24 protein-coding genes and 1 riboswitch are annotated in these 23405 nt (G+C 43.1%); of the genes, 2 read left to right on the forward strand and 22 right to left on the reverse strand.

Going from position 1 to position 23405, the window contains the following annotated elements; genetic code table 11:
• Positions 1–145: 145 nt before the first annotated feature.
• Positions 146–691 carry an oligoribonuclease gene (orn, locus tag L1070_RS13325; protein ID WP_237125895.1) on the reverse strand — a complete coding sequence of 182 codons (546 nt, stop codon included), beginning with the start codon at positions 689–691 and terminating at the stop codon, positions 146–148.
• Between the two features lie 206 nt (positions 692–897).
• Here orn and rsgA point away from each other — a divergent pair, with 206 nt between their 5' ends.
• Positions 898–1956: a small ribosomal subunit biogenesis GTPase RsgA gene (gene rsgA / locus L1070_RS13330; protein ID WP_237125896.1), complete on the forward strand. Its 1059-nt coding sequence runs from the start codon at positions 898–900 to the stop codon at positions 1954–1956.
• 42 nt (positions 1957–1998) lie between these two features.
• Positions 1999–2868, forward strand: a complete 870-nt coding sequence (gene asd / locus L1070_RS13335) for an archaetidylserine decarboxylase (protein ID WP_070986360.1) — start codon at positions 1999–2001, stop codon at positions 2866–2868.
• A gap of 40 nt (positions 2869–2908) precedes the next feature.
• Here the strand turns inward: asd and L1070_RS13340 are convergent, their stop codons facing one another.
• From L1070_RS13340 to L1070_RS13440, 21 genes are all read right to left on the reverse strand, one after another.
• Positions 2909–4399 carry a DHA2 family efflux MFS transporter permease subunit gene (locus L1070_RS13340; RefSeq protein ID WP_237125897.1) on the reverse strand — a complete coding sequence of 497 codons (1491 nt, stop codon included), beginning with the start codon at positions 4397–4399 and terminating at the stop codon, positions 2909–2911.
• Between the two features lie 3 nt (positions 4400–4402).
• Complete coding sequence (locus L1070_RS13345; protein WP_070986362.1) at positions 4403–5527, reverse strand: HlyD family efflux transporter periplasmic adaptor subunit; 1125 nt, start codon at positions 5525–5527, stop codon at positions 4403–4405.
• A gap of 34 nt (positions 5528–5561) precedes the next feature.
• On the reverse strand, positions 5562–6752 hold the full coding sequence (locus tag L1070_RS13350) for an ATP-grasp domain-containing protein (protein ID WP_237125898.1): 1191 nt from the start codon (positions 6750–6752) through the stop codon (positions 5562–5564).
• Between the two features lie 9 nt (positions 6753–6761).
• Positions 6762–7997: an ATP-grasp domain-containing protein gene (locus L1070_RS13355; RefSeq protein ID WP_237125899.1), complete on the reverse strand. Its 1236-nt coding sequence runs from the start codon at positions 7995–7997 to the stop codon at positions 6762–6764.
• A complete protein-coding gene (locus L1070_RS13360; RefSeq protein WP_070986365.1) occupies positions 7994–8812 on the reverse strand; it encodes an SDR family oxidoreductase in 819 nt (272 codons plus the stop codon). Before L1070_RS13360 ends, L1070_RS13355 begins: the two co-directional genes overlap by 4 nt.
• Positions 8813–8827: 15 nt before the next feature.
• Complete coding sequence (locus L1070_RS13365; protein ID WP_237125900.1) at positions 8828–10255, reverse strand: class I adenylate-forming enzyme family protein; 1428 nt, start codon at positions 10253–10255, stop codon at positions 8828–8830.
• A 33-nt stretch (positions 10256–10288) separates the two neighbouring features.
• On the reverse strand, positions 10289–10783 hold the full coding sequence (locus L1070_RS13370) for a hypothetical protein (protein WP_237125901.1): 495 nt from the start codon (positions 10781–10783) through the stop codon (positions 10289–10291).
• A 2-nt stretch (positions 10784–10785) separates the two neighbouring features.
• Positions 10786–11892 carry a beta-ketoacyl synthase N-terminal-like domain-containing protein gene (locus L1070_RS13375; protein WP_237125902.1) on the reverse strand — a complete coding sequence of 369 codons (1107 nt, stop codon included), beginning with the start codon at positions 11890–11892 and terminating at the stop codon, positions 10786–10788.
• A gap of 69 nt (positions 11893–11961) precedes the next feature.
• Positions 11962–12534, reverse strand: coding sequence for a hypothetical protein (locus L1070_RS13380; protein WP_070986369.1), 573 nt, complete (start codon positions 12532–12534; stop codon positions 11962–11964).
• A gap of 3 nt (positions 12535–12537) precedes the next feature.
• Positions 12538–12942 carry a thioesterase family protein gene (locus L1070_RS13385; RefSeq protein ID WP_070986370.1) on the reverse strand — a complete coding sequence of 135 codons (405 nt, stop codon included), beginning with the start codon at positions 12940–12942 and terminating at the stop codon, positions 12538–12540.
• A complete protein-coding gene (locus tag L1070_RS13390; RefSeq protein ID WP_070986371.1) occupies positions 12935–14341 on the reverse strand; it encodes an aminotransferase class III-fold pyridoxal phosphate-dependent enzyme in 1407 nt (468 codons plus the stop codon). The genes L1070_RS13385 and L1070_RS13390 overlap by 8 nt, the downstream gene beginning before the upstream one ends.
• Before the next feature lie 2 nt (positions 14342–14343).
• Positions 14344–14580: an acyl carrier protein gene (locus L1070_RS13395; RefSeq protein ID WP_070986372.1), complete on the reverse strand. Its 237-nt coding sequence runs from the start codon at positions 14578–14580 to the stop codon at positions 14344–14346.
• A 21-nt stretch (positions 14581–14601) separates the two neighbouring features.
• Positions 14602–15096, reverse strand: a complete 495-nt coding sequence (locus L1070_RS13400) for a YbaK/EbsC family protein (protein ID WP_070986373.1) — start codon at positions 15094–15096, stop codon at positions 14602–14604.
• A gap of 704 nt (positions 15097–15800) precedes the next feature.
• Positions 15801–16544 (reverse strand): HesA/MoeB/ThiF family protein, encoded by a 744-nt coding sequence (locus tag L1070_RS13405; protein ID WP_237125903.1) that lies wholly within the window; start codon positions 16542–16544, stop codon positions 15801–15803.
• Between the two features lie 3 nt (positions 16545–16547).
• Positions 16548–18068: a thiamine phosphate synthase gene (gene thiE / locus L1070_RS13410; RefSeq protein ID WP_237125904.1), complete on the reverse strand. Its 1521-nt coding sequence runs from the start codon at positions 18066–18068 to the stop codon at positions 16548–16550.
• 20 nt (positions 18069–18088) lie between these two features.
• Positions 18089–18880, reverse strand: coding sequence for a thiazole synthase (locus tag L1070_RS13415; protein WP_070986494.1), 792 nt, complete (start codon positions 18878–18880; stop codon positions 18089–18091).
• A gap of 3 nt (positions 18881–18883) precedes the next feature.
• Positions 18884–19078, reverse strand: coding sequence for a sulfur carrier protein ThiS (thiS, locus tag L1070_RS13420; RefSeq protein WP_070986376.1), 195 nt, complete (start codon positions 19076–19078; stop codon positions 18884–18886).
• Complete coding sequence (locus L1070_RS13425; protein ID WP_237125905.1) at positions 19075–20106, reverse strand: FAD-dependent oxidoreductase; 1032 nt, start codon at positions 20104–20106, stop codon at positions 19075–19077. Before L1070_RS13425 ends, thiS begins: the two co-directional genes overlap by 4 nt.
• Before the next feature lie 99 nt (positions 20107–20205).
• Complete coding sequence (gene thiC, locus L1070_RS13430) at positions 20206–22158, reverse strand: phosphomethylpyrimidine synthase ThiC (protein WP_237125906.1); 1953 nt, start codon at positions 22156–22158, stop codon at positions 20206–20208.
• Positions 22159–22282: 124 nt separating this feature from the next.
• Positions 22283–22382, reverse strand: a riboswitch (TPP riboswitch).
• A gap of 29 nt (positions 22383–22411) precedes the next feature.
• Complete coding sequence (locus L1070_RS13435; RefSeq protein WP_070986379.1) at positions 22412–22810, reverse strand: META domain-containing protein; 399 nt, start codon at positions 22808–22810, stop codon at positions 22412–22414.
• A gap of 106 nt (positions 22811–22916) precedes the next feature.
• Positions 22917–23306 carry a thioesterase family protein gene (locus tag L1070_RS13440; RefSeq protein WP_237125907.1) on the reverse strand — a complete coding sequence of 130 codons (390 nt, stop codon included), beginning with the start codon at positions 23304–23306 and terminating at the stop codon, positions 22917–22919.
• Positions 23307–23405 lie beyond the last annotated feature (99 nt).

The raw sequence follows: 23405 nt of genomic DNA on the forward strand, positions 1-23405 counted from the left end.
AGAGGTCGCGTCTAACAATCTAGCAGCTGAGCTAGTGCCGCATTCTAAATCTTTTTTAACTTAAAGATGTAAAAAGCCCGCTTAGGCTTCACGTCTTAAGCGGGGCAGGATTCTACAACATAAAAAATGCTTTGCAAGCACTTTTTTAAATATTGAAAAATTTTTCTTGGTAGATTTTCAATTCCATAATGGAATCTTTGATATCGTCCAAAGCGAGGTGTGAACTTTTCTTTTTCACCTCATCGAGCAATTCAGGCTTCCATCGACGTGCAAGCTCCTTGACGGTGCTGACATCTAAATTACGATAATGGAAGTAGGCTTCAAGCTCTGGCATATACTTGTTTAAAAAACGACGGTCTTGACCAATGGAGTTGCCACACATTGGCGACTTAGCAGGAGGAACCCAACCTTTTAAGAAGTCTAAGGTTTGTTTAATCGCGTCAGCTTCTGTGAACTTACTTGCTTTACAACGAGCGGTAAGCCCTGAGCGGCCATGTTGGTTTGTGCACCACTCATCCATGCCATCAAGTAACTCATTACTTTGGTGTATAGCAATAACTGGGCCTTCAGCCAATATATTCAAATCACAGTCTGTAATTACTGTGGCAATTTCGAGGATTTTGTCTGTCTTGGGTTCAAGCCCCGTCATTTCGAGGTCAAGCCAGATCAAATTAGATTCATTAAACGACATAGACTACCTTAGCGGTACTTTCCTTTAGATCCAATGCAATTAGATATATCATATTAGCTTCACCAACGGACCAAAAGCTTTTTTTTAAAAAGCGGGGCATTTAATTGAGTTATAGACCAATTACATGCAGCCCACAAAACAAACAGTACAGGAATAGGTGAATTTAGACAAATTTACCTATTTCCGAGCGGCAGATCAAAAGTAACATGGCAAAACATAAAAAACTTAGTAAAGGCCAATCCAGACGGATTAGTGCTAATCATCAAAAGCGTTTGCATAAAGCAAAACAGCAAAAGACGGACACGACTGAAACCACTTGGCAAGCGGATAATTTAGGGCCTAGTGAACATGCAGTGGTGATCAGTCGCTTTGGTCAACATGCTGATATTGAGACATCTCGCGGTGAAATTCTACGATGTAACATTAGGCGCACTGTAACAAGTTTGGTATGTGGAGATGAGGTATTCTTCCGCCGGGCTAAGGTCAGTGAAGGTGACTTAGCAGGCGTAATTGAAACCACCGAGGAAAGGCGTTCTCAGCTAACTCGTCCTGATTTTTATGACGGTGTGAAAGTGGTTGCAGCCAATATAGATCAAATCTTAATGGTCTCTGCAGTACTACCTGAGTTTACTCCTCACATTATCGATAGATACCTTGTAGCATGTGAAGACATGGGCATTGAACCAATTTTGCTGCTTAATAAGGTCGACTTATTAGATGAGGAGAGCCGTCAGTATATCGATGAGGTTTTAGACATCTATCGAGAGCTTGGTTATCAGGTACTTTTGGTCAGTAATAAGACCGGCGAAGGCATTGAAGCGCTGAAGCACAAATTAGTCGGTAAAAATAATATTTTCGTTGGTCAATCCGGCGTTGGTAAGTCGACCTTGGTAAATACGGTGCTACCTAATGCCGATATTTTGACCCAAGAAGTTTCAGAAAACAGCGGCTTAGGGCAGCACACAACAACGGTTTCTCGCCTGCATCACCTACCGAGCGGAGGTAACCTAATTGACTCTCCAGGGATCCGAGAATTTGGTCTGTGGCACTTAGACGTTGAACGCGTTACTTGGTGCTTTAAGGAGTTTAGAGAATTCATAGGCGGATGCCGCTTTCGTGACTGCAAGCATTTAAACGATCCCGGCTGCCTATTAGTGGAGGCTGTAAACGACGGGAAAATAAGTGAATTGCGCTTTGAAAGCTATCATCGTATTTTAGAATCTATGGCCGATGGGCGAGCGGGAGCCCGTGCCCCTCGTGTTTAAATCTGTGCTACTATCAGCAAAATTTTTGTAGGAAATAACAACGTGAACTTGGATAAATTGAAAATTGCTATGCAGTACGCGCTACCAAAGCACGCGCTATCTCGTCTGGTTGGGAAGTTAGCTGCCGCAGAGGCAGGCGCCCTTACCACGCAATTGATTAAGTTATTTATCAAGCAATACAAAATTGATATGAGCGAGGCGCTTCACGAAGACCCTGCACATTACAAAACTTTCAACGAGTTTTTCACTCGCCCTTTAAAGCCTGGTATTCGTCCATTGGCGACAGACTCAAACACAATTGCACATCCAGTAGATGGCGCAATAAGCCAACTTGGCGATGTGGTAGATGGGCAAATAATTCAGGCTAAAGGTCACGATTATAGTTTACAAGCCTTGCTAGGCGGTAAAGAGGAAGATTTCTTGCCATTTAGCGGTGGTAAGTTCGCAACTATTTACTTGGCACCAAAAGACTATCATCGCATACATATGCCAGTCGATGGCACGCTAAAACGCATGATCTATGTGCCTGGCGACCTATTTTCAGTTAATCCACTAACCGCACAAAATGTACCAAACTTATTTGCCCGCAATGAGCGTGTAGTTGCCATTTTTGATACCGAACTAGGCCCGCTTGCGATGGTCTTAGTTGGCGCAACTATAGTAGCAAGCATCGAAACTATTTGGGCTGGTACAGTGACGCCACCAGCAGGAAAAGATGTATTTAGTTGGGATTACCCAACATCAGGAAGTAACGCGGTTACTTTGAAAAAAGGCGAAGAGATGGGACGCTTCAAACTTGGTTCAACAGTGATTTTGGCCTGGGGTGCTAATCAAGCTGAATTCCTAGACAGCGAGCAACCAGAAACAGTCACTCGCATGGGCACTCCATTTGCGACACTTAGCCACGGCTAGTTCGGCACACCTTATTTAGCGTAAAATCCTAATACGGGCTTTACGCTTTTTCTACAACCTCTTTTTCAGATACCTTACGTGTACTATTGAGATAATACCGTGTTAGAAGCAAAACCACGACAAGTATGAAAAAAGTTACTCCTGAGCTGCGAAATATATTCGACATTGCCAACGTAGCAACAAGGTCAGATAAATAACTACCATACTCAAATGCATGGTCAAAGTGAGCATCTATGAATGGTCTTTGTATATTGCTAAGTAAAGACTCGTAAGTGTAATGCTGCTGTGATTGCAACTGAATAAAACCTAAGGCAATAAAAACATTAGAAGATGTAATTCTCAAGCACATAGAAATAGAGTTTGCATTGATAACTTTATCACTTGTAATCGACAATAATGACATTGCTGTTAGGGGCGTAGCAAACAACACTATCCCTAAGCCTGCCACTACTCTTGCTGAGGCGAGTTGTGAAAATGTGGCATCCAAGGTGTATTGGCTCATCATGAAAAATGATATACCCGTTAAAATCAAACTGACCAATGCCGTGAAAAAATACCACTCTTTGCGTACATATTTACCAACAAATGGACTTAACAACCCCGCAACCGCACTACCAATAGCAACAACAATACCCGCATTCATCGCTGGCATTTTATAATTCATTTGTAACCAGATAGGTAACACGATCAAAGACGCAAAAATTAAGCCGTTCCCAACCACCATTACTGCCATAGCCGCGCTGAAGTTGCCATCTTTAAAAACAGCAAAATCAAAAACTTCCAGCCCATTCCTCTTGTTAAAGAAATAAAAAAGAATCATCCCAACTACAAATGTGACGGTACAAAGCAATATGCCAATATTGCTAAACCAATTGAGTTTCTCACCAAAATCTAATACATACTGAATTGAAGCGATAGCAACAGCAAAAGCTATTAATGCCGCATAGTTAACTTTACTGCTACCATCATTTTTCTTAAGCTTCGGTTCTAGCTCATCGACAAGAAAAATTAAACACACGATCATCAGCGGAAAATTGATGAGAAACAACCACCTCCAACTGAAGTATTGTATAACGAAACCACCGATCACGGGTCCGACAATGGGTGCCAATGAAATAGCACTGCTCCATAGCGCGACCGCCATAGCTCGCTTGTCTTCACCCATTATTTTAAACAGAATAGATTGACTTAATACGATGAGGAAGCCTGATGACAGGCCTTGCAAAAATCTGAAAATGATAAAGTCAACGTCAGAAAAAGCAAAGCCGCAACCAAGCGAAGACAGGATCACAACAACACTGGCTAGAACAAAGAGTAAATCGTTGCAATAACAACGACTAAGTGCACTGGTCAAAGGAAATGAAATGACAAGTCCAGCACCAAATGCAGTTATGATCCACGCAGCGTTATATACCATGATACCCAGATCCGGGGCTATTTTAACTAAAGCTAAATTGGCAATAGATGTATCCAGCATCTGGGTGAATATGACCAAATAGACGGCAAATATCTTAAGGTAGTTTTGCATCATTATCTACAATCGACAGTTCACATTCGACGCATATTTAGTAAATGAAGCTTGCTCTGCAGCTACAATTTTTTGAATATAGTCTTCCGGCTGCTTTTGCCAGTTTGGCAAGCTGTGGTAACCATGCCTTACTTGCGCTCTTTGTTCTACAGAATCTAATTGCTCATCAAGCAATAACTCGACTTTGGCGCTTGAGCCAATCGGTAACGTCTTGGCACCTTCATCTAATAAACTTACGATGACGGGCACACGTTGACTCACTTTGATCCAGTTTGAGTCGGTATTATTTCTTGGAATAGGTGAGAAAGAAGCTGCGGTAGAAGGAACAATAGAATGCACAACGCCCTTATAAACTTGCTGCGGGTTTACATCGGAATATACTTTGGCACGCATACCGGGCTTTAACGAAGCAATTTTTGTCTCAAGCACATTAGCTTCAACTCTAATATCATCCGTTGCAACTAATACAGCAATTAAATCACCAGCATCAACGTACTGCCCAGCATAAATATTGAGTGTATATATGTAGCCAGTGCGTGGCGACCTAACTTCCTGTAAACGTTGGTTGTGCAACTCTTCTTCAAGCGTGTTTTTAGCTTGCATCACTTTCGTCCGAGACAGTATAGCTTCATTCGTTGCATACCCCATCACTGACCATTCCAATTGAGCAATGCTTTTCTCTTTCATGGCAACGGAATACCCCAAAGACAAGTCCTCAAATGTATCTTCTGCAAGCAAATTGGCACTACTTAACTTTTTGCCTCGCTCCAACCTGTCCTTTTTAAAACTACTGACAAGGTCACTACTAGATAGCTTTTCTTTGGCTATGCTCTCTTCAAAGCAGGCTTGTAACTCATCTTTAATGCTTTGATGGAAAGCTTGTGATGCTTTTTGGACCGAAAGCTCCGCTGAACGTTTATCATAAGCGAACAAAATGTCTCGCTCATTAACTGTACTCCCATGTTCTATCAGCACAGTCTCGATAATGCCATCTTTAGGCGCTCTAATCTTTATGATTTTTCCACTCACATAAGCGTTATCCAGCACAACCGTATTGCTGTCTAAACTCATCACATAGCCAGCCGCAAGACCAGCGACAACCAATAGCAATATCAGAAAGTTCTTCACCATTATGCATTTAATTCCTTTTCGTTGTTGTGGTGCTCTAGCACCACTGCATATTCTCTTCAAGTGTAGCAATGCCCTTATGAAGAGCTTGTTTTACATCAGTCTCTGAGTGCCCAACTACGACAAAACTTGCTGCACACGCGACACTGACACTAGCACCACCGTAGCTTTCTCCTTCTTTAACTGCGATTTCAAGCTCCGTCATCCAAGCAGTGTCACTTTTATTTTTAAGACCTTGGTAGGTGGCACTTTGAGGTTGATATAAGATCATTCCCGACATTCTAGTCGGGATACTAGCGATTTCTAGTTGTTGAACAATGCCCGCTTGAGCCTTGACCCAAAGCTCATACAAATTCACATTGAATGCGTGGTTAAGGGCTGAAACGATCCTCCCCCCCGCCAATCGACAACCAATTTCACACAGCACCAGCTCATTCTCTTTTGTTACAAATACCTCGCAATGAAACGCCCCGTTATCAGGTAGCCTAAGCGCATTAATCACTTCTTTCGTGAAAGTAATTAATGGCTCTGTCAGCGGGTTGTCTTTTTCGAGCAAGTAGCTGCCAACATGCTCACCGTTAGCAAAACTCAGCGCGTCGCCAGCCAAATAAGAGCTAGGCCATATTATTTCGACTTTTCCATTAATAGAAATACCATCTACATGATATAAATGCCCATCGACGAATGTTTCAATATCTAAGCCAGCAGATTTATTGTTGTCCAGAAAGTGCTGAAGCTGCTCATCATTCCTTATTACATGCACACCACTTGAACCAGCTCCATCTGCGGGCTTCACTACCACTGGGTAGGCATTACTCTGAACAAAGCTAAGAACGTCAATGACATTCTTAGCTTTCGTGAAAGTGGGCACATTAACTCCACATTTAGCAGCGGTCTCTTTCATCAAAACTTTATCTCTAAAGGCAAGCGCATTGGTTGCCTTTTGACCCGGTATGTCAAAATACTCTCTAAGCTGTGCACAGCGTAGTACATCAAACTCAGAAGTGGTTACAATTGAATCAACAGGATAAAGCTTACACAACTCATAGGCTTTAGCAACAATTCCATCGTCATCATAACTGTCGAATGCATAAGGTTCTAATTCTGAAAACTGATCCGCTACCTTGCTACACATTAAATAGTGGCATTGCAAAGTGTCATCATTTAACCACTGCCCAAAGTCAGCAATCGCCTTAGGCAAGCGATTAAATATAATTATATGTCGCATCCTGCTCTCCTAATTTCCATTGCTAAATTTCGACTCTGATTGATAACGTAGATTGATCTGTTGCAGCTTAGGAAAAACCTCTTCATGTGAATCACACTTAACAACAACAAATCCAAAAGCATCACAAGACATTGAAGCCTTTTCAAACTCTTGACCAACTTGCTTCCAAATTTGATGATAAAGCACTTGCTTATCTTCAATAATCTTTTGTTCATCACCAAGTTCATCAATACGTCCTGTACACACACTTTTTAATAATGCAGCCCCCACGTATGGTCGCGCTTGGTACTGTACAACATGTTTCTCAACCAGTTCAGCACGTACCCATTCTTCTGCCATTTTAATCTGATACCCCTCTTTGATCAGATTAGATACATACACGCCAGGCAAACGCGCACCTATCTCCCCAAAGTAAACTCTTTTGTCCGGTGTTAAAAAGAATTCAACATGTGCAACACCATTAACAAAGCCAAACTCTCTGATGATGATCTCATTGAGTCTTATCATCTCTTTTATGTGCGCTACACTTTCGTCAAATATAATTTGGCTCGCAAAAAGTGTCGTAGGATCCTGTAATGACTTTAATGGCGTAGTGGAATATTCTGATACGGATTTAAAAATAACTTCACCATTTTGGATTACACTATCCACATGAAACTGTTCACCTTCGATAAACTCTTCAACCCGATATTGCTTTAATATCTCATTGGATAATGCCAAATCTTGTAGTTCAGTTTCGTTGTGTACTTTATATGTCGAACGTGAGCCCATACCATCATAGGGTTTTACTATCACGGGAAAGTGCAGACCGCTTTGGTTAAATTCTTCAACCGACAAAGTGCTGGGTATGTAACTTTGCGCAATCGGAACGCCTATCTCCTTGGCTTTGGCTTGCATCACATTTTTGTTTCGCACAAGCTCTGAAAGAGCTTGCATATTTTCTCGCACACCAAGGTGTTCCATTGCTTGCAATGCAAGTCCCACATCCTCTTCATAAGCAGGCAAAACACTTTTGATTTGAAAGTCTTTTGCAAGCTCATCAAGAATAGTCAGTGTCAATGAGAAGTCACTAAAGTTAGACACTTTGAAGTGCGCATCGGCTTCTATATCACTGATTTCTGTTCCATCAAGTGTGATTACAAACGCAGTCGCATTTTGTTCTCTTGCTGCTCTAGCCATTGCTTTTAAGTTAAGTCTATAAACTGGTCCAAAATCTCTATATATCACTACTATTGCTTGTTTCATGCTGCACTCTCCTCTTGTGCATCTGGTGCTACTTGCTCAAGGCCAACACTGTGGTAGCCATTATCAACGTGTATTATTTCTCCTGTGGTACACAAAGATAGATCAGACGCCAGATATGCAACACTTTTAGCCACATCTATTTGGTTAATTTCATTGTTGAGTGGGCAACGGTTTGAGTAAGCATCTTTCATGGTGGCGAAGTTGCCAATTCCGAACGAAGATAATGTTCTTAATGGACCCGCACTGACTGCATTCACTCGAATATTGTGTGCACCTATATCCTGCGCCAAATACCGAACAGAGCCTTCAAGAGCCGCTTTAGCAATCCCCATCCCATTAAACCCAGCCATAGCCCTTTGCGCCCCAAAATGGGATAATGTGATCAACGAACCGCCGCCCAAAATGTCCTTCGCTTGATTGGCAACTTTCAATAGACTGTACACAGAAATATCCATCATTTCTGCGAACCCTTTTCGGGACATGTTGGACACGCCAGAGGCTAATTCTTGCGTATCGGCATAAGCAATAGAATGCACAATAAAATCAATCTTTCCATATTGCGATTTTAGTTTTTCAAATAACGCTTCAATATCTTCGTCATTCGCGACGTTACAAGGGTAAAAGCTAGCTTCAGGAGAAAGCCCACTACCTTTTTTGATACGAGCAAGGTACTTGTCTTCATCCCCTCCCATAGGTTGATATGACACAGCTATTTCAGCACCTTGCTCCTCTAAAAACTTTGCAATATGGGTGGCAATTGAGTTTTTATTTGCAATACCCATCACCAAACCAACTTTATTTTTCATCAATTCCATTTCTACTACCTTCAACTACAATGATTTATCGAGCAACGGTTCAGGGAGTCGCTCAACTATGTTAAACTCTGTGGGAATACAGCTGCTAGGCAACTGAGAACGAATGTATCTCTTTAACTCAGTGACCTCAAAAGGTGTTGCCGCTTCTATATATGCAACAGGCACTTCCCCCAGAATAGGGTCTTGCTGCGCCGTTACTCGTACGTATTCCGACTGTGTGAATTCACTAATCACATTTTCAATTTCACTTGGGTAAATCTTTTCCCCTGCGCGCTTAATAATGTTCTTTGAGCGGCTACTGAACGCAAATCCGCCGTTCAATCTAGAGAAGAAGTCCCCTGTATTCAAACGGTGGTCGAGATGCAATTCAACAATGCTATTGTTAACGGCTATTCCAACCATCTTCGTAGGAGTTTCAATCACTAACTCGCCAACACCATCCACCTCATTAGCTAAGCTCAAGGACACGCCATCTAGAGGCTCACCCAAAGGTACTTTCGTCAGATTAATAAGGTGTTGAGCGTTAGCTTTGTATGTTGAAACACGAGGGCCAGCTTCTGTGAGCCCATATGTACAATAGATTTCTGTCTTATCAAAAAGCTTCAACACCCTTAACAAAGTCGCTTTGTTTATCGCATCCCCTCCGATAGTGAGGGTGCGTATGTTAAGAGCAGGTCGTTGCGCGATGAGTAGTTTCACAATGTGCGGTGTCACACTAGCAAAGGTGATAGCATTTTCTTGCAGCCACTCTCCTAACTTACCCATGATCTGGTTGCTGTTTTTGCACATAACAATGGTGCTCTGAGATTGAATTGCACCAAATAAATTTGCTATCAAGCCGAAACTGTAGAAGATAGGCAGTACGATGGCCACTCTGTCTGAGCAACGCATATCAACCGACTTGGTATGCAGCCAGCTATTACGCAATACTCTGTCCAATTTATGCAGAATCAGTTTAGGCTCTCCAGTCGTACCTGAGGAGAAAATTCCCAAGTCTGCCACCTGCTTTAGAGAAGACAATGCATTATGGTTTACGTTAAACCTTATGCCTGCGAAGCCTTGAAGATTTGAATCAATGACTTCACCATTAGAGTTCTTACCAATGGCATTCACCATTGTGCTTTCAGACAGGAAGAAGTTAAAATGAAACTTTTCTATGAGCTTGTTTATATAACTGGCTTTTACAGCATTTTTTACTATTGCAGTAAACACCCCCACTTTCCATAGAGCACAAAGCGCTGCTACGTGTTCCACAGAGTTTTTTAACTGTACGAGTACCGTATCGTTGTTTCCCAACCCCATTGCAGAAAGTTCATCACACTTTTGCGCAACAAGTAAACAAAAGTCTCTACCAGTCAACGCTACTTCGTCATCTACAATGTTAAAAGTGTCTGATGCTTCAATTTTTGAAAGCAGTGCTTGTATATCAAAATTAGCTTGCATTACTCCTCCCTAACCAAAAGTGAATTCTGCCAGTTAAAGCAAACAAGAATCTAAGTACATCGCTTCAACGACTAACTCATCTCCAACATAATCTGCTTCTATTAGTAGTACTTGTTCGAGTATTTTTTCTGTTACTAAACTATTAACGATATTTTCTACAACAGTTCTAGAATCAGGGTTCTGTTGTATAAAGTAGGTATAACTTGCGCCATGTAGATCAAATGCAATTGAACAATAATTGGCTAGCATTTGTGGACCACCACGCGAAAAAAAGCCCTGTCTAGGGCGACTTTGTTGGGCTGCTTCAACCACTTTATTAATATGAGATACGCAGCCTGTCTTCGTGATCACAACTACGCTGGTTGTCTCCGGTAGCATTAAACTAGACTCGGACAACAGCCGCTCAACACACCGTATACTTGCACTCGCCAGAGGATCACAACGAACATCCTTACCTTTAAGTCTTGCCGGTGGTTTACAATCCGCGATTGAGATTTTTAATCGGCTAGAAATCGACTGTTCCATCATTGTCACTCCCTCTCGAACGCAATACATGAATTGACGCCACCAAACCCACAAGTAATAGACAAGCCACTGCGCAATGTTGTTTCGGTCGAAGCACCCGCACCTATAACATTGAGGGGAATTAATGGGTCTAACTCACTATGGCCAACTGTTCCCAAAAGCATCTGATTCTTAAGAGCCCATATTGAAATCACAGCTTCAGCCAGGCCTGCTGCCCCCAATAAGTGCCCAACAGCCCCTTTAGTTCCATTTACAGGAATATCGTGCGCTCTCTCAGCAAATACCAGTGTTAAAGCTGCAGCCTCAGCCGCATCACTTAATGGTGTACCACTGCCATGCAAATTTATAAAATCAGGTGTGCCCACTGAAGCCGTCGCTTTGCTTATCGCTTTTGCCAAAAACTGACCGTGTTCAGCAGGCGCTGTAATATCACTCGCATCACAACTCATGCCAAAGCCTCGTATAGTGATATCAGACGTTTCACCAATTTGTGACAGACCACGTGAATTCGCTACCACAACACATGCTCCCCCTTCTCCAAAAGTAGTGCCATTGCGTTTTGTATCCAATGGCATTGCTCCCTCGGGAGATTGAGTTCCAAGCGCTAAATGCTGTCTTAATTTTGCAGGGTCTAGGCAGTCGACTGCGAGCACGGCAATTATGTTTGCTGCACCGCTTTTAACCATTGCATATGCCTGACCCAGCACATCTGTACCACTTGAACAAGCACTTGACACCAGCAAGTCCACATTTTTCTCACATCCAATCTGCGACAAATGCGCTTCGATATCATTGATGGGACGACCTGCATTTTTTCCTTTCAAATCACCAAGGCTACTTGCCGAAAAAATATGATCACACTGCCCTATCCAGCTGGGAATAACCCCAGTAGCAGACATTTTTTTGAGTATGCTGGGTATTCTGTATTCGCTCTCGGAAATATCTTTAATCACACCGATTGGTGTGTTTTCATCAGGAAATGATTCAGGAAAACAGGTGCTCGCAGGAGAAAAACCGCACATTCCTTTAAATAAACGTTCTTGCAACGCCAACCCATCACCAAGACAAGTTAAAACGTTCGCAAACGCGACATAAACCTTATTGTCACTCATGTGAATAGCACTTTTGATTAAATTAAAGAATAAAGAAAGGTTGCTGCACAAACAGCAACCTCAATAGCATTAAAAACCTATTCCATGATAAATTTTCTTTTTAACACGGATCATTTTGCCGCTACCCTTAAGTGCAGGGCCAAAAGTTACCCCAAACTTATTCCCTTGATCATAGTAAGGGAAGTCTCTCACCCTCACCTCAAACTCAAATGGCATTTGAGAATCCGTTGTTTTACCAGTTGCCCAAAGAGCAACATCAAGTAACGTACCCGGTGGTACAGGATGTCCCATTGTTAAAGAGAGATCAGCAACAGCTGATACTTCTTCATTTGAGCCATCAGGAATAAGCGGACGAGTCATTCCCAAGAACAACATGATTGCCACTTGAATTGTGTCTTGCGCCAAGTTAGTTCCAGGATAAATAGCCGCATCAGGAAAGTGGCCTTCAAACGCAGGAATAGAACAAGAAATTGCTCTTAAACTGTGTACCCAACCTTTTTCAAAGTCATGATCCGCCACCTGGTCTAAGCCCAGCATTGGGTGAGTATGGCGTAAGTACTGCTTCACACCAGTATGAGAAATTGGCCCTTTGCCATGGCCTGATAACTCTTTCACTATGTATTCAAAACTATAATCTGACATACTTTAATCCCTTGTCATTTCTTGAAGTTTTTCAACCAGCTCAGTTGGTAATTTAACAACTTCATTGTTTGATTTGTCGATGCATACCACTGTAAGAGACACCGAACAATACTCTGTCTTGGCAGTATCATCTGCAATTAAAAATTCCAACATAGCGCGCGTACGACGCAGTTGCGAGGTCTTCAAATATACAGAAAATTGCTCAAGAAACGTCAGTGAGTTCATGTAGGTCGCATTCGCACCCACAATTGCGAGCGTGTGGTTTTGCTCTTGTAAGCTACTCCAAATCTGTGGCTCAACAACTTCGAAAAGCGCTTCTTCTGTATGTCTAAAATAGTTTGAGAAATGACATACACCATCAGCATCTGTTTCGTAGTGATTTAATCTTCGGGTACATAGCTTACGCATTTGCACCCTCCAATTTTTTACATACGTCAACATATGCCTGAACAATTCGAGGCACCATCTGTATGTCCATTCCTAATGGAGGAGTCATGCGTAAGGTTTCATGGATTCTGTATTCTTTTGGAATACTCGTCATCATCATGCCACTTTCAACTTCTGACAGTACACCTGCACGAATCAGCTCATCTCGTACAAGCCTTCCTTTTCTCGCATATTTTCGTTCAAGTTCGATACCTACTAACCCAGCTCGTCCTCGCACATCACGAATGATGGTAGGGAACTGTTTTTGAACTTCTTTAAGTTGCTCGATCAAGGCATCGCCTATTAATTTAATATTGCTGTTCAGGTCATTAGTTGCGATGAAATCCAACGCTTGTTCAACAATTTGAGCCTGAAATGGACGAGCATTAAATGTTCTTACACCCACTCCAGCGCGAAGGTTTAACTTTTTATTGTTCCAAATCACGGCCGATAGGGGGAACAAACCGAAGCCAAGCGCTTTACCTAAAGTGATACAATCTGGAATTCGCCCCTGTGGTAACGCCAAAGTCGCTCCCGTTCTGAAGCCTGTTAGTATCTCGTCATCAATTAGCACTGCTGACTCATCACGTGCTAGCTGCTCTAGCTCCGACCACCATTGCTCAGATGCATCAATCACACCACCATCGCCAAGAATACCCTCCACGATCACGGTACGAATACGGCCCTTATACTGTGCAAACATGTCACGCAATGAAGACAGCTCTCCATAATGCATAAACACGACTTCATAACCTGCTACTCGAGGGATCCCTCCAGTGAACTGCTTTCGATCAAGCAATTGGTTTGCGCCAGTAGCCCAGCCATGCCAAGCACCATGGCAGGCCAAAATAACATCTTTGCCACTTGTGTCTGTATCCGTGCCCAGCTGATAGTCCGTCATTAAGCTCATTTGCATAGCTAACTCAACAGCTTCTGTACCCGTACTCGTAAATGATACATCCCAATCACTGGCACTTGTTTGCGTATGCTCACCAATTAAAGACTTAATTTTCTTAACCAGCGATAGCCGATCTATCGAATGGTGCTCATCGTTCATAACCGGAGCAGTGTTTAAGGCTGCAGATACACGCTCACTTAGAAAGTTTAAGTTACCTCCCAATACTCCTGCGCCATAGCCACCAGTACAATTGATCACATTGTAAGCGTCAACACACTCATCAGAATGTTCTGATTTCTCCACAACCAACGTTTCAATGCCTGTTGTTTCAAGGAAAACGAAGGGAGTTCGACCGCCATAGTGATCAAATAGACCATCACCGGATGTAAGACATTCCTGCAAATTGACATCCAATTCGCCATAACTAATAGGGGATTTCGACGCCGCGGCATCCCACAACATGCTATACTTGCTTGAGATCATCTTTAGCCCTTTACATGCTCAGCTATTTGCCCCACGATATGCTCTAAAGTATCTAGCTTTTCTGCGATAAGTTTTGATGGATCCAGTGAAAAGTTCTCTTCTACGAACACACGTAGTTCAGTGGTATCCAAGCTGTCTAAGCCAAGCTCAGCATTTAAAGCCACACCTTCTAATTCGTCCTTCATTAAGTCTTCAATTAAAAAGTTACGTACTGATTGTTCGATCTGTTCTAAGTTCATTATCATTCCTTAAATATTATTTTATTCTGAAAATTCAGATATTTGAGCTCCAGTTATAGAGACTAGTTTTGAAGGAGAGGTTTTAATCAACAGCTCAGGTTTTCCGCCACCGCCAATAATAAACTCTTCCTTCATAACATTTTCATCAACGCATAGCGTCAAATGCTCAGGCAGACCCACAGGTGGTACTCCGCCTGGCGCAAATTCAGTAATATTCAAAACTTCATCGCCGTTGAGGAAACGAAACTTCTTAACGCCTAAATGCTTTCGAACCTTCTTTTGATCCATCGAATCGCACCCTCTCATAACTACGGCTGCATACGTCCCAGATGACGTTTTCAATAAAAGTGTTTTTATCACCGCACTATCAGGTAGCTGACAATAAACGGCAGCATCTTTTGCCGTTGGCAAAGCTCTATCAGCAACCACCAACTGCAACTCAGCTTGGTGCGTGTACATAACCTCCCGAAACATCTCAGGTAAATCCTTTAATGCATTTTCGTTGTTAGTGTTCATTTAAAACCCACCTCATTTAATTAACTTTCCTGTAATATAAAATTCAACTTCAAAACAATAATCAAGCGAGAAGTCGATGTTCACAATACGTGCAATCGCTGAGCTTTAAAACGCAAAAGTGGTCAATGGCGTTTAAAAACAAGTACCATAAAGCGAAACGAAACTAACAAACAAAACACAAAATATCAACACACGAAAACACGAAGTAAACCAGTTGATAATTTAAATTTTACAAACAAATATTTAAGCTCAAAGCTTCGAACAAATGATTGTTAACTACCTAGCAACTTTTGCACTAGAAAATTCAGATCATATTTAGGAGGGGTTGGAAAAAACTATTGAGAAATGCGGTTTAATATAAATATATTAATTTTTTTATTTTTATACTTTTATACTATATCTGCTTACTCACACCTATCCTTTTTTACCTATGAACGATTGCCTTAAACTGCGCTCGAATCATATTTCAATCAATTTGAAACAAAGCTTTGAGAATATAAATCAATAGCTTAAAAATTATTAAGGAAGAGGGATGGTTAGCAGTGTATTTGTAGAACCTGCAGATACACTGCTCTACTCTTGTGTACAAAGCTGACTGTGCAACTGGTAAATTGGAAGATTTAAAGAATGGCTTTCAGGTATCGTGTCCATTCTAAAGGTATGGCTACGGAAGGTAGACCATACACAGCTTTTTTAAAAAAATACTAATGTCTGCACTCAGTACACTGAACATCCTTCGCTAATTGCCAAGGTTGATGAGTCAAGGTCCGTGCATCTATGCGCGCAAAATAACAGCCTCTTTGATGACCCAATATCACATTAACAGCCAATAAAGCTTGTTGCGAGCCTATCACGCCTAATAATGGACTTAATACGCCAAAGTTATCACAGTTTTCCATCGGTGCGTGTGTGTGTTTAGGAAAGACACAAGCATAGCAAGGAGAATGTCCTCTAAAATCAAAGCACATCAACTGCCCCTGTGTTGCAATGGCTGCTCCTGAGATCAGTACCTTATTAGCAGTCAAGCAATACGAATTTAGCATATAACGCGTCTTAAAGTTATCGCTGCAATCTAGCACAACATCAGCCTCACTGAGTAAATCGGCCACATTGTCTTCTGTCAATGCGACATTAATTGGCGCAAGGCTAATTTCATTGTTAAGGCTCGCGAGTACTTTGCCAGCCGCTTGCGTTTTTTGCTGACCAAGGTGGTTGACTTTATACAAAATCTGCCTTTGTAAATTAGATAGCTCGACCTGGTCATCATCAACAAAAGTGAGTTGCCCAACGCCACTTGCAGCTAAATAGAAAAGCGCGGGGCTACCCAAGCCACCGCAGCCAATGACGGCAACATGAGCAGCCTTTAATTTTATCTGTCCTTGCTCACCAACTTCTTTGAGCAGCAAATGACGGCTATACCTCAGCCGCTCTTTTTCACTTAACGTCATTGTCTAACGGTTCCCTAAATAGGCTTGAAGCTGTTCAATCGCACTGGCGTGATCATTTGACTCCGTAATGGCTCTCACGACGGCAATACTGCCTACGCCCGTTTTCACAACTTCAGGAGCAACAGATAAGTCAATACCACCGATCGCGACAGTCGGATAATGCTCAGCCATTAAAGGCACAAAATGCGATAGCTTCTCAAGGCCTTGTATCTGCCCTGTCATGTCTTTGGTAGTGGTGGGGTAAATCGCCCCAAAAGCGAGATAACTGGGTCGATAATTATGTGCTCTGAGCATTTCATAAAAACCATGGGTTGAAACACCGAGCCTTAATCCTGCTTCCTGAATGGCTTGCAAATTAGCCTCACTCAGGTCTTCTTGTCCAAGGTGAACACCATAAGCACCATGCTTTATCGCCAGTTGCCAGTAATCATTAATAAATACCCGCCCCTGATATTTATTGCCTAATGTGACGGCTGTTTGAATATCCGCTTCAAGTGTTTCAGGATCCGCATTCTTTACTCTCAGCTGCACCGTTGGAACCCCTGCAGATAAGCATTTTTCAACCCAATCAACACTATCAACAACAGCATATAGCCCAAGTTCGCCACCTGTGTCTGCAAATCCTGCGGCAAAGTTGAAGGGGATTGGCTGTTCAAAATCAAGCTCATCTGCAAGCCAACTACCCGCTTCGATAACTTGTGGGTAATCATTGATGTTCTCTGGGAAGCCTGTATGCGCCAAAGGCCCAATCCCCTCTCCAAAGCGTTGTGCATAAGATAACCCTTTGTTGACATAGGCTTTACCAAGAATAAAGGCATCTTTTAACGGGTAGCCTTTGGCCAAACAAGCTGCGATGGCGGATGATAAACTACACCCGGTACCATGAGTGTGAGGCGTATTAATCGCTTCGTTACCAAGCCAATACTCTTGCCCTTGTGAGGCACAATAATCCACACAATACCCCTTTGGATAGTCCCAATGCCCCCCTTTTATCACCACCGATTGTACACCCAGTTGCTGCAACTTCTGCGCAGCTTCACGCACTGCATCTGGGCCAATTAAATAAACCCCGGTGAGCAACTGGGTCTCTTGTGTGTTGGGCGTGATCACGTCAACCAAAGGCAGTAAATATGTTTTTAGCGCGTCGATGGTGTCTTCTTCAGTTAACCTATCACCACTACTGGCAATGGCTACTGGGTCATATACTACCAATGGTGGTTCAACCCATTTTGCTTTGTAGTGACTGAGGTGCTCCGCCACCAGCTGAATTTGCTGCACATTCGCAAGCATGCCTATTTTTATAACACGCGCAGGCATATCGATTGCCAATGCTTGAAGCTGAGATTCTATGACTTCAGTTGAAGTTGAGTTTAGTGCCTCAACTCCCAAGCTATTTTGTGCGGTAAGTGCGGTAATAACAGTACAGCCATGTATGCCAAAGCTATGCATCGCTTTGATATCCGCCTGAATACCAGCCCCGCCACCTGAGTCTGACCCCGCAATACTCCAAACTACATCTGCCACTTCAGACCCCTATTGAATGATTAATTTTGATGCCAGAACGGCATTCCCATCGTTGGCGTTGACGGTGCAGCCACATCTTTTTCAGGCATTGCCTGTGCGATGTATGCCGCTCGTCCCGCTTGCACTGCATGATTAAATGCACTGGCCATTTTTACTGGACAACCTGCTCCCGCGATTGCCGAGTTGAGCAATACCGCATCATACCCCATTTCGAGCGCTTGACAGGCATGCGATGGCACACCTAACCCAGCATCAACAATCAACGTGGTATCCGGCATCCGCTGACGGATCATAGCTAAGTTATATGGGTTTAATAACCCTTTACCCGTGCCAATTGGCGCACCCCATGGCATTAATACTTCACAGCCAAGTGCCGCTAGGCGCTGACATAATACTAGGTCATCGGTACAGTAAGGCAGTACCTTGAAACCATCCTGTAGCAATATTTCTGTGGCTTCTAACAGTGCGACTGGGTCTGGCTGTAAATTGTACTCATCGCCAATCAGTTCCAGTTTAATCCAGTCTGTCGCAAAGACCTCTTTGCACATCTTCGCCAGCGTTACCGCTTCTTTGACACTATGACAGCCTGCTGTGTTGGGCAGCACCGTTAGCCCTGTGTCTTTTATCAATTGCCAAAAGTCTTCACCGGCTGACACCGAGTTTTGACGACGCAGTGATACCGTTACGATTTGTGACTGTGATGCACAAATTGCCTCTTGCATTATGTGTGGGGAAGGATACAACGCAGAGCCTATCAGTAAACGACTCTCAAATGTTTGCCCATAGATGTTAAGTGGCTTCTCTTCACGCATCACTTATCCACCTTGAATAGGTGACAACAACTCTATGCTATCGCCATCAGTAAGGTGTGTTGATGAGCACTGAGTTCGCGGCACAAATGTGCCATTGAGTGCCACAGCAAAAGGCTCTTTTGCGCCCATTTCAGTCACCAATGCTTGCAAGTCTTGGCTGCTGGTTTCAGTTAGTTGACCATTAAAAGTTATTTTCATAGTAATTCCTTAGTAAGCGCTTGGCGCACCACAGCGGGAGCCAATAAATAGCCATGACGATACAAGCCATTAATGGATATTACATTGCCCTTGATTGAGCTACGAGGGCGATTATCTCCAAAGGCTGGGCGCAACCCAGCATTAATAGCCATCACTCGGCCTTCGGCAAAGCCACTATGCACCGTGTATGCTGCCGATAATAACTCGAGCGTTGAGCGTACTGTTGCGGGCCCACTATCTTGTGATTCTATTTCGGTTGCACCAATCACAAACTCATTGTTTGGCTTTGGAGCTATATAAATAGGGTAACGAGGATGCATTAGCCTCACGGGCCTTTGTAACTGCACCTCAGGTGCATATATTCTAGCCACTTCCCCTCGCACCCCTCTTAAACCATCACACTGTTCTTTAGCCCCAATTCCTCGACAATCAATAATCCAATCGAACGCTTCACCGTTTACCATCTCAATACCAGATTTGTGGCTCTGGGGATGCAATTCCACTTTTTGTGAGAAGTGAAATTGCACGCCTTGTTGCCGCAAGAAAGCATAGCTTTGTTGATAAAAAGCGAGGTTATCCAACTGCCCTTCGCTGGGTAAATACACGCCTTGATGGAATCGCCCTGCTAGATCTGGCTCCAATTTAGCAATATCTGCGCCGAGCACTCGCTGAGCATGGTGCCCTCGTATAGGCTTTAGCCGCTGCATAAAACTTTGCAAGTCTCCCATATCTTGGTTATGGGCAATCACCAAAGTACCTGCTTGTTGAAACATGACGTTGGTGGGTAACTGTGCCAGCAGTTCTGGCCACATGGCCATTGCTTCAAGTCCAAGTTCAGCGATATCGACTTCGCAGTTGACCGACTCTGCCATTGGCGCCAACATAGCAGCCGCCAGCGCACCAGCACCATTTTGACTTGCATCACATGCAGCTTCAAAGATGCTCAGCTGGTGATGTTTATGCAACATCATTGCTGCCACTTTGCCAACTAGGCCAAACCCCAATATTGCAACACGATATTCTTTCATGGAAACGCCTCGTTTATAGATGATTTATAACACACACCACATTCAGTGGTGTCGCTATTAACGTCTATGGGTAAGCAAAGCTTACCCAAGCTCACCATGTTAAATCGCTTTGTGATATAACTCAGATCCCGAACGCTTAAATTCATCTGATTTGGCTTGCATTTCGGCTTCAACATCCAGCATTTTTACCTCGATAGCCTCACCGACATTGTTAGGATCAATGCCCTTTGCTTCCAAGTCTTTGGCATAGTCTCGTACTTCTTGAGTAATTTTCATTGAACAGAACTTAGGGCCACACATAGAACAGAAATGAGCGACTTTCCCAGATTCTTGCGGCAAGGTTTCATCGTGGTATTCTCGCGCTCTAACAGGGTCCAAACCAAGATTAAACTGATCGTGCCAACGGAACTCAAAACGCGCTTTGGATAACGCATTATCACGAATTTGTGCACCGGGGTGACCTTTCGCCAGATCAGCGGCATGCGCTGCTATTTTATAGGTGATCAAGCCCTCTTTAACGTCTTCTTTGTTCGGTAAGCCTAAATGCTCTTTGGGCGTCACATAACACAACATCGCACAGCCATACCAAGCGATTTGCGCAGCACCAATCCCAGAGGTAAAGTGATCATAGCCTGGAGCAATATCTGTTGTTAGCGGCCCTAAAGTGTAGAATGGTGCTTCATGACAGTGCTCTAATTGCTCTTTCATATTTTGCTCAATCATGTGCATTGGTACGTGACCTGGGCCCTCGATAAACACTTGTACATCATGCTTCCAAGCAAGCTTTGTCAACTCACCTAAGGTGCGTAGCTCAGAGAACTGTGCTTCATCATTCGCATCAGCGATAGAGCCTGGACGTAAACCGTCACCCAAAGAGAAGCATACGTCATACTGCTTCATGATTTCACAGATATCTTCAAAGTGTGTGTAAAGAAAGTTTTCTTTGTGGTGTGCTAAACACCATTTGGCCATGATAGAACCACCACGCGAGACGATACCTGTGACACGCTTTGCCGTCATGGGTACATAACGCAATAGCACACCTGCATGAATCGTAAAGTAATCAACACCCTGCTCGGCTTGCTCAATCAATGTGTCGCGGAAGATCTCCCAAGTTAAATCCTCTGCTACGCCATTTACTTTCTCAAGCGCTTGGTAGATTGGCACAGTCCCAATGGGTACAGGGGAGTTACGCACTACCCATTCACGAGTTTCGTGAATATAGCGCCCTGTGGAAAGGTCCATGACCGTATCTGCTCCCCAACGAGTAGACCAAACCATCTTTTCCACTTCTTCTTCGATAGAAGATGTGACCGATGAATTACCTATGTTTGCATTAACCTTCACCAAAAAGTTGCGTCCCACAATCATAGGCTCTGACTCTGGGTGATTAATATTATTAGGTAAGATTGCACGCCCTCGGGCTATTTCATCTCGCACAAATTCAGGCGTGATGAATTCTGGGATCGAAGCACCAAATGACTGACCCTTATGCTGCTGTGCTAGTAGCTCTGCTTTGATTTTGGCCCGCCCCATATTTTCACGAATAGCGACGTACTCCATCTCTGGGGTAACAATCCCCTGACGCGCATAATGCATCTGAGTGACGTTTTTCCCCGCTTTGGCGCGGCGGATTTTTGGTAGGTGCTCGAAACGAATATGATCTAACCCCTCATCCGCCATACGCTGCTGAGAGAACTTTGAGGTGACTGAATCTAACCACTCGGTGTCATCTCGCGCATCGATCCACTCTTTGCGAAACTTAGGTAGCCCCTGACGCACATCAATTTTAAAATCAGGATCAGTATAAGGTCCGGATGTATCATAGACCCTCACTGGGTCATTTTTTTCATACACAGGGTTGTCTTCACTACCGCCGACAAAACTATCTGATAGGGTGATTTCACGCATGCCCACGCGAACTCCCGACTGTGTACCCTCAACATACACTTTGTGCGAACTTGGAAAAGGTTGCCCTGTAAGGTTATATATAAATTCAGATGCTGCCGCACGAGTTTCGCGGCGAGATGGTTTGCTACTATTGTTTGACATGACTTGCCTCATTGTTATTTAAGGTGTCTTGTCAGATCTCCTTTCAAAGGAGCGAGATGAGGTTGCCCTCAGATGATCAAAATCTCCAACTTATGAGATTTTGGCGGCCTACAACAGTAAGTTGTAATACTGGCAGCTTGTTCCCTACGCAGGTTTTAACCTGATCAGGTTCACGGATCCCGCAAAATGCGATCTCAGCCCAAGGGGCACTCCGACAAGTAACGAATTGACAATGAGTGTACTTAAGAAGACGCTAGCCTGCAACTTGAAAACGTAGTTCCGGTTGGCCTTTAAGGATCAGCGTATTATCTTGCAATAAAATCGGTACTCCTTTTCCCAACATTTTCAGTAAGGTGCGCTCCATTTTATTGGTTGGTTCATCACAAAGCTTACGAGTCATACCGATATGGTTCACTTTCAATATGCTGTCATTGAGTTGGCCTTCACCAAAAAAACGATTACAGCCACCGTTACCATTCACTTGCATCGCTTCGATAAAAGTAAGAGAAACCGGACTGGATTTTACAGCTTTCCCAGCAATATGACTGAGCTGCCACTGAGTATGTTTAAGCTGCGTAGTGTTCACTTTCCCTGTTGATGTGCAGCCAAATAAAAACGCGCTAGTTGCGAATAAAAGTGTAAGGGTTTTCATGTTAAACCATTAAAAAATGAACTAACGCAATTATACACTTGTAATCGCAAATAGCGGCAAAAAATAGCGTAAAATACGCTAAAAATTCCTATTGTGACGCAAAACGTTATGAAAACAGGCGTTCAATTTCCTCTGTTAGGAACGGACGACCACGCTCATTAACCGACGTGCCAGTAACAACAGCGTCCAGCATCAGTTTATCGTCAGACTTTCTAATGACTTTTTGTACAAATGCAAATTTCAACTTACTTTCTCTATGCACACTCACTTGTACATAAAACTCATCTGCGGGCTTGAGTGAATCTTTAAAATTCATCTCACAGCGGATCACCACCAGATTAATTTTTTGCTCAGCTAAAAGCGCAAAATCAACCCCCTTAGAGAGCAGAAACTCATGCCTTGCATGTTCTAAATAATTAAAGTACACACCGTTGTTTACTATCCCCTGCAAGTCACATTCGTAATCTCGCACTTTAAAATCTACGCTAAATGTCACATTCGCTCCTTAAAAAGATCAGAACCATAACCGTAAGTGTCAACGTTATAACACATTTAAACGCTATTTATGTTTTAACCTTGCTGTCATTTGTTAAAA

Source organism: Pseudoalteromonas sp. MMG022 (genome assembly GCF_021654245.1).
Lineage (GTDB): Bacteria > Pseudomonadota > Gammaproteobacteria > Enterobacterales > Alteromonadaceae > Pseudoalteromonas > Pseudoalteromonas amylolytica.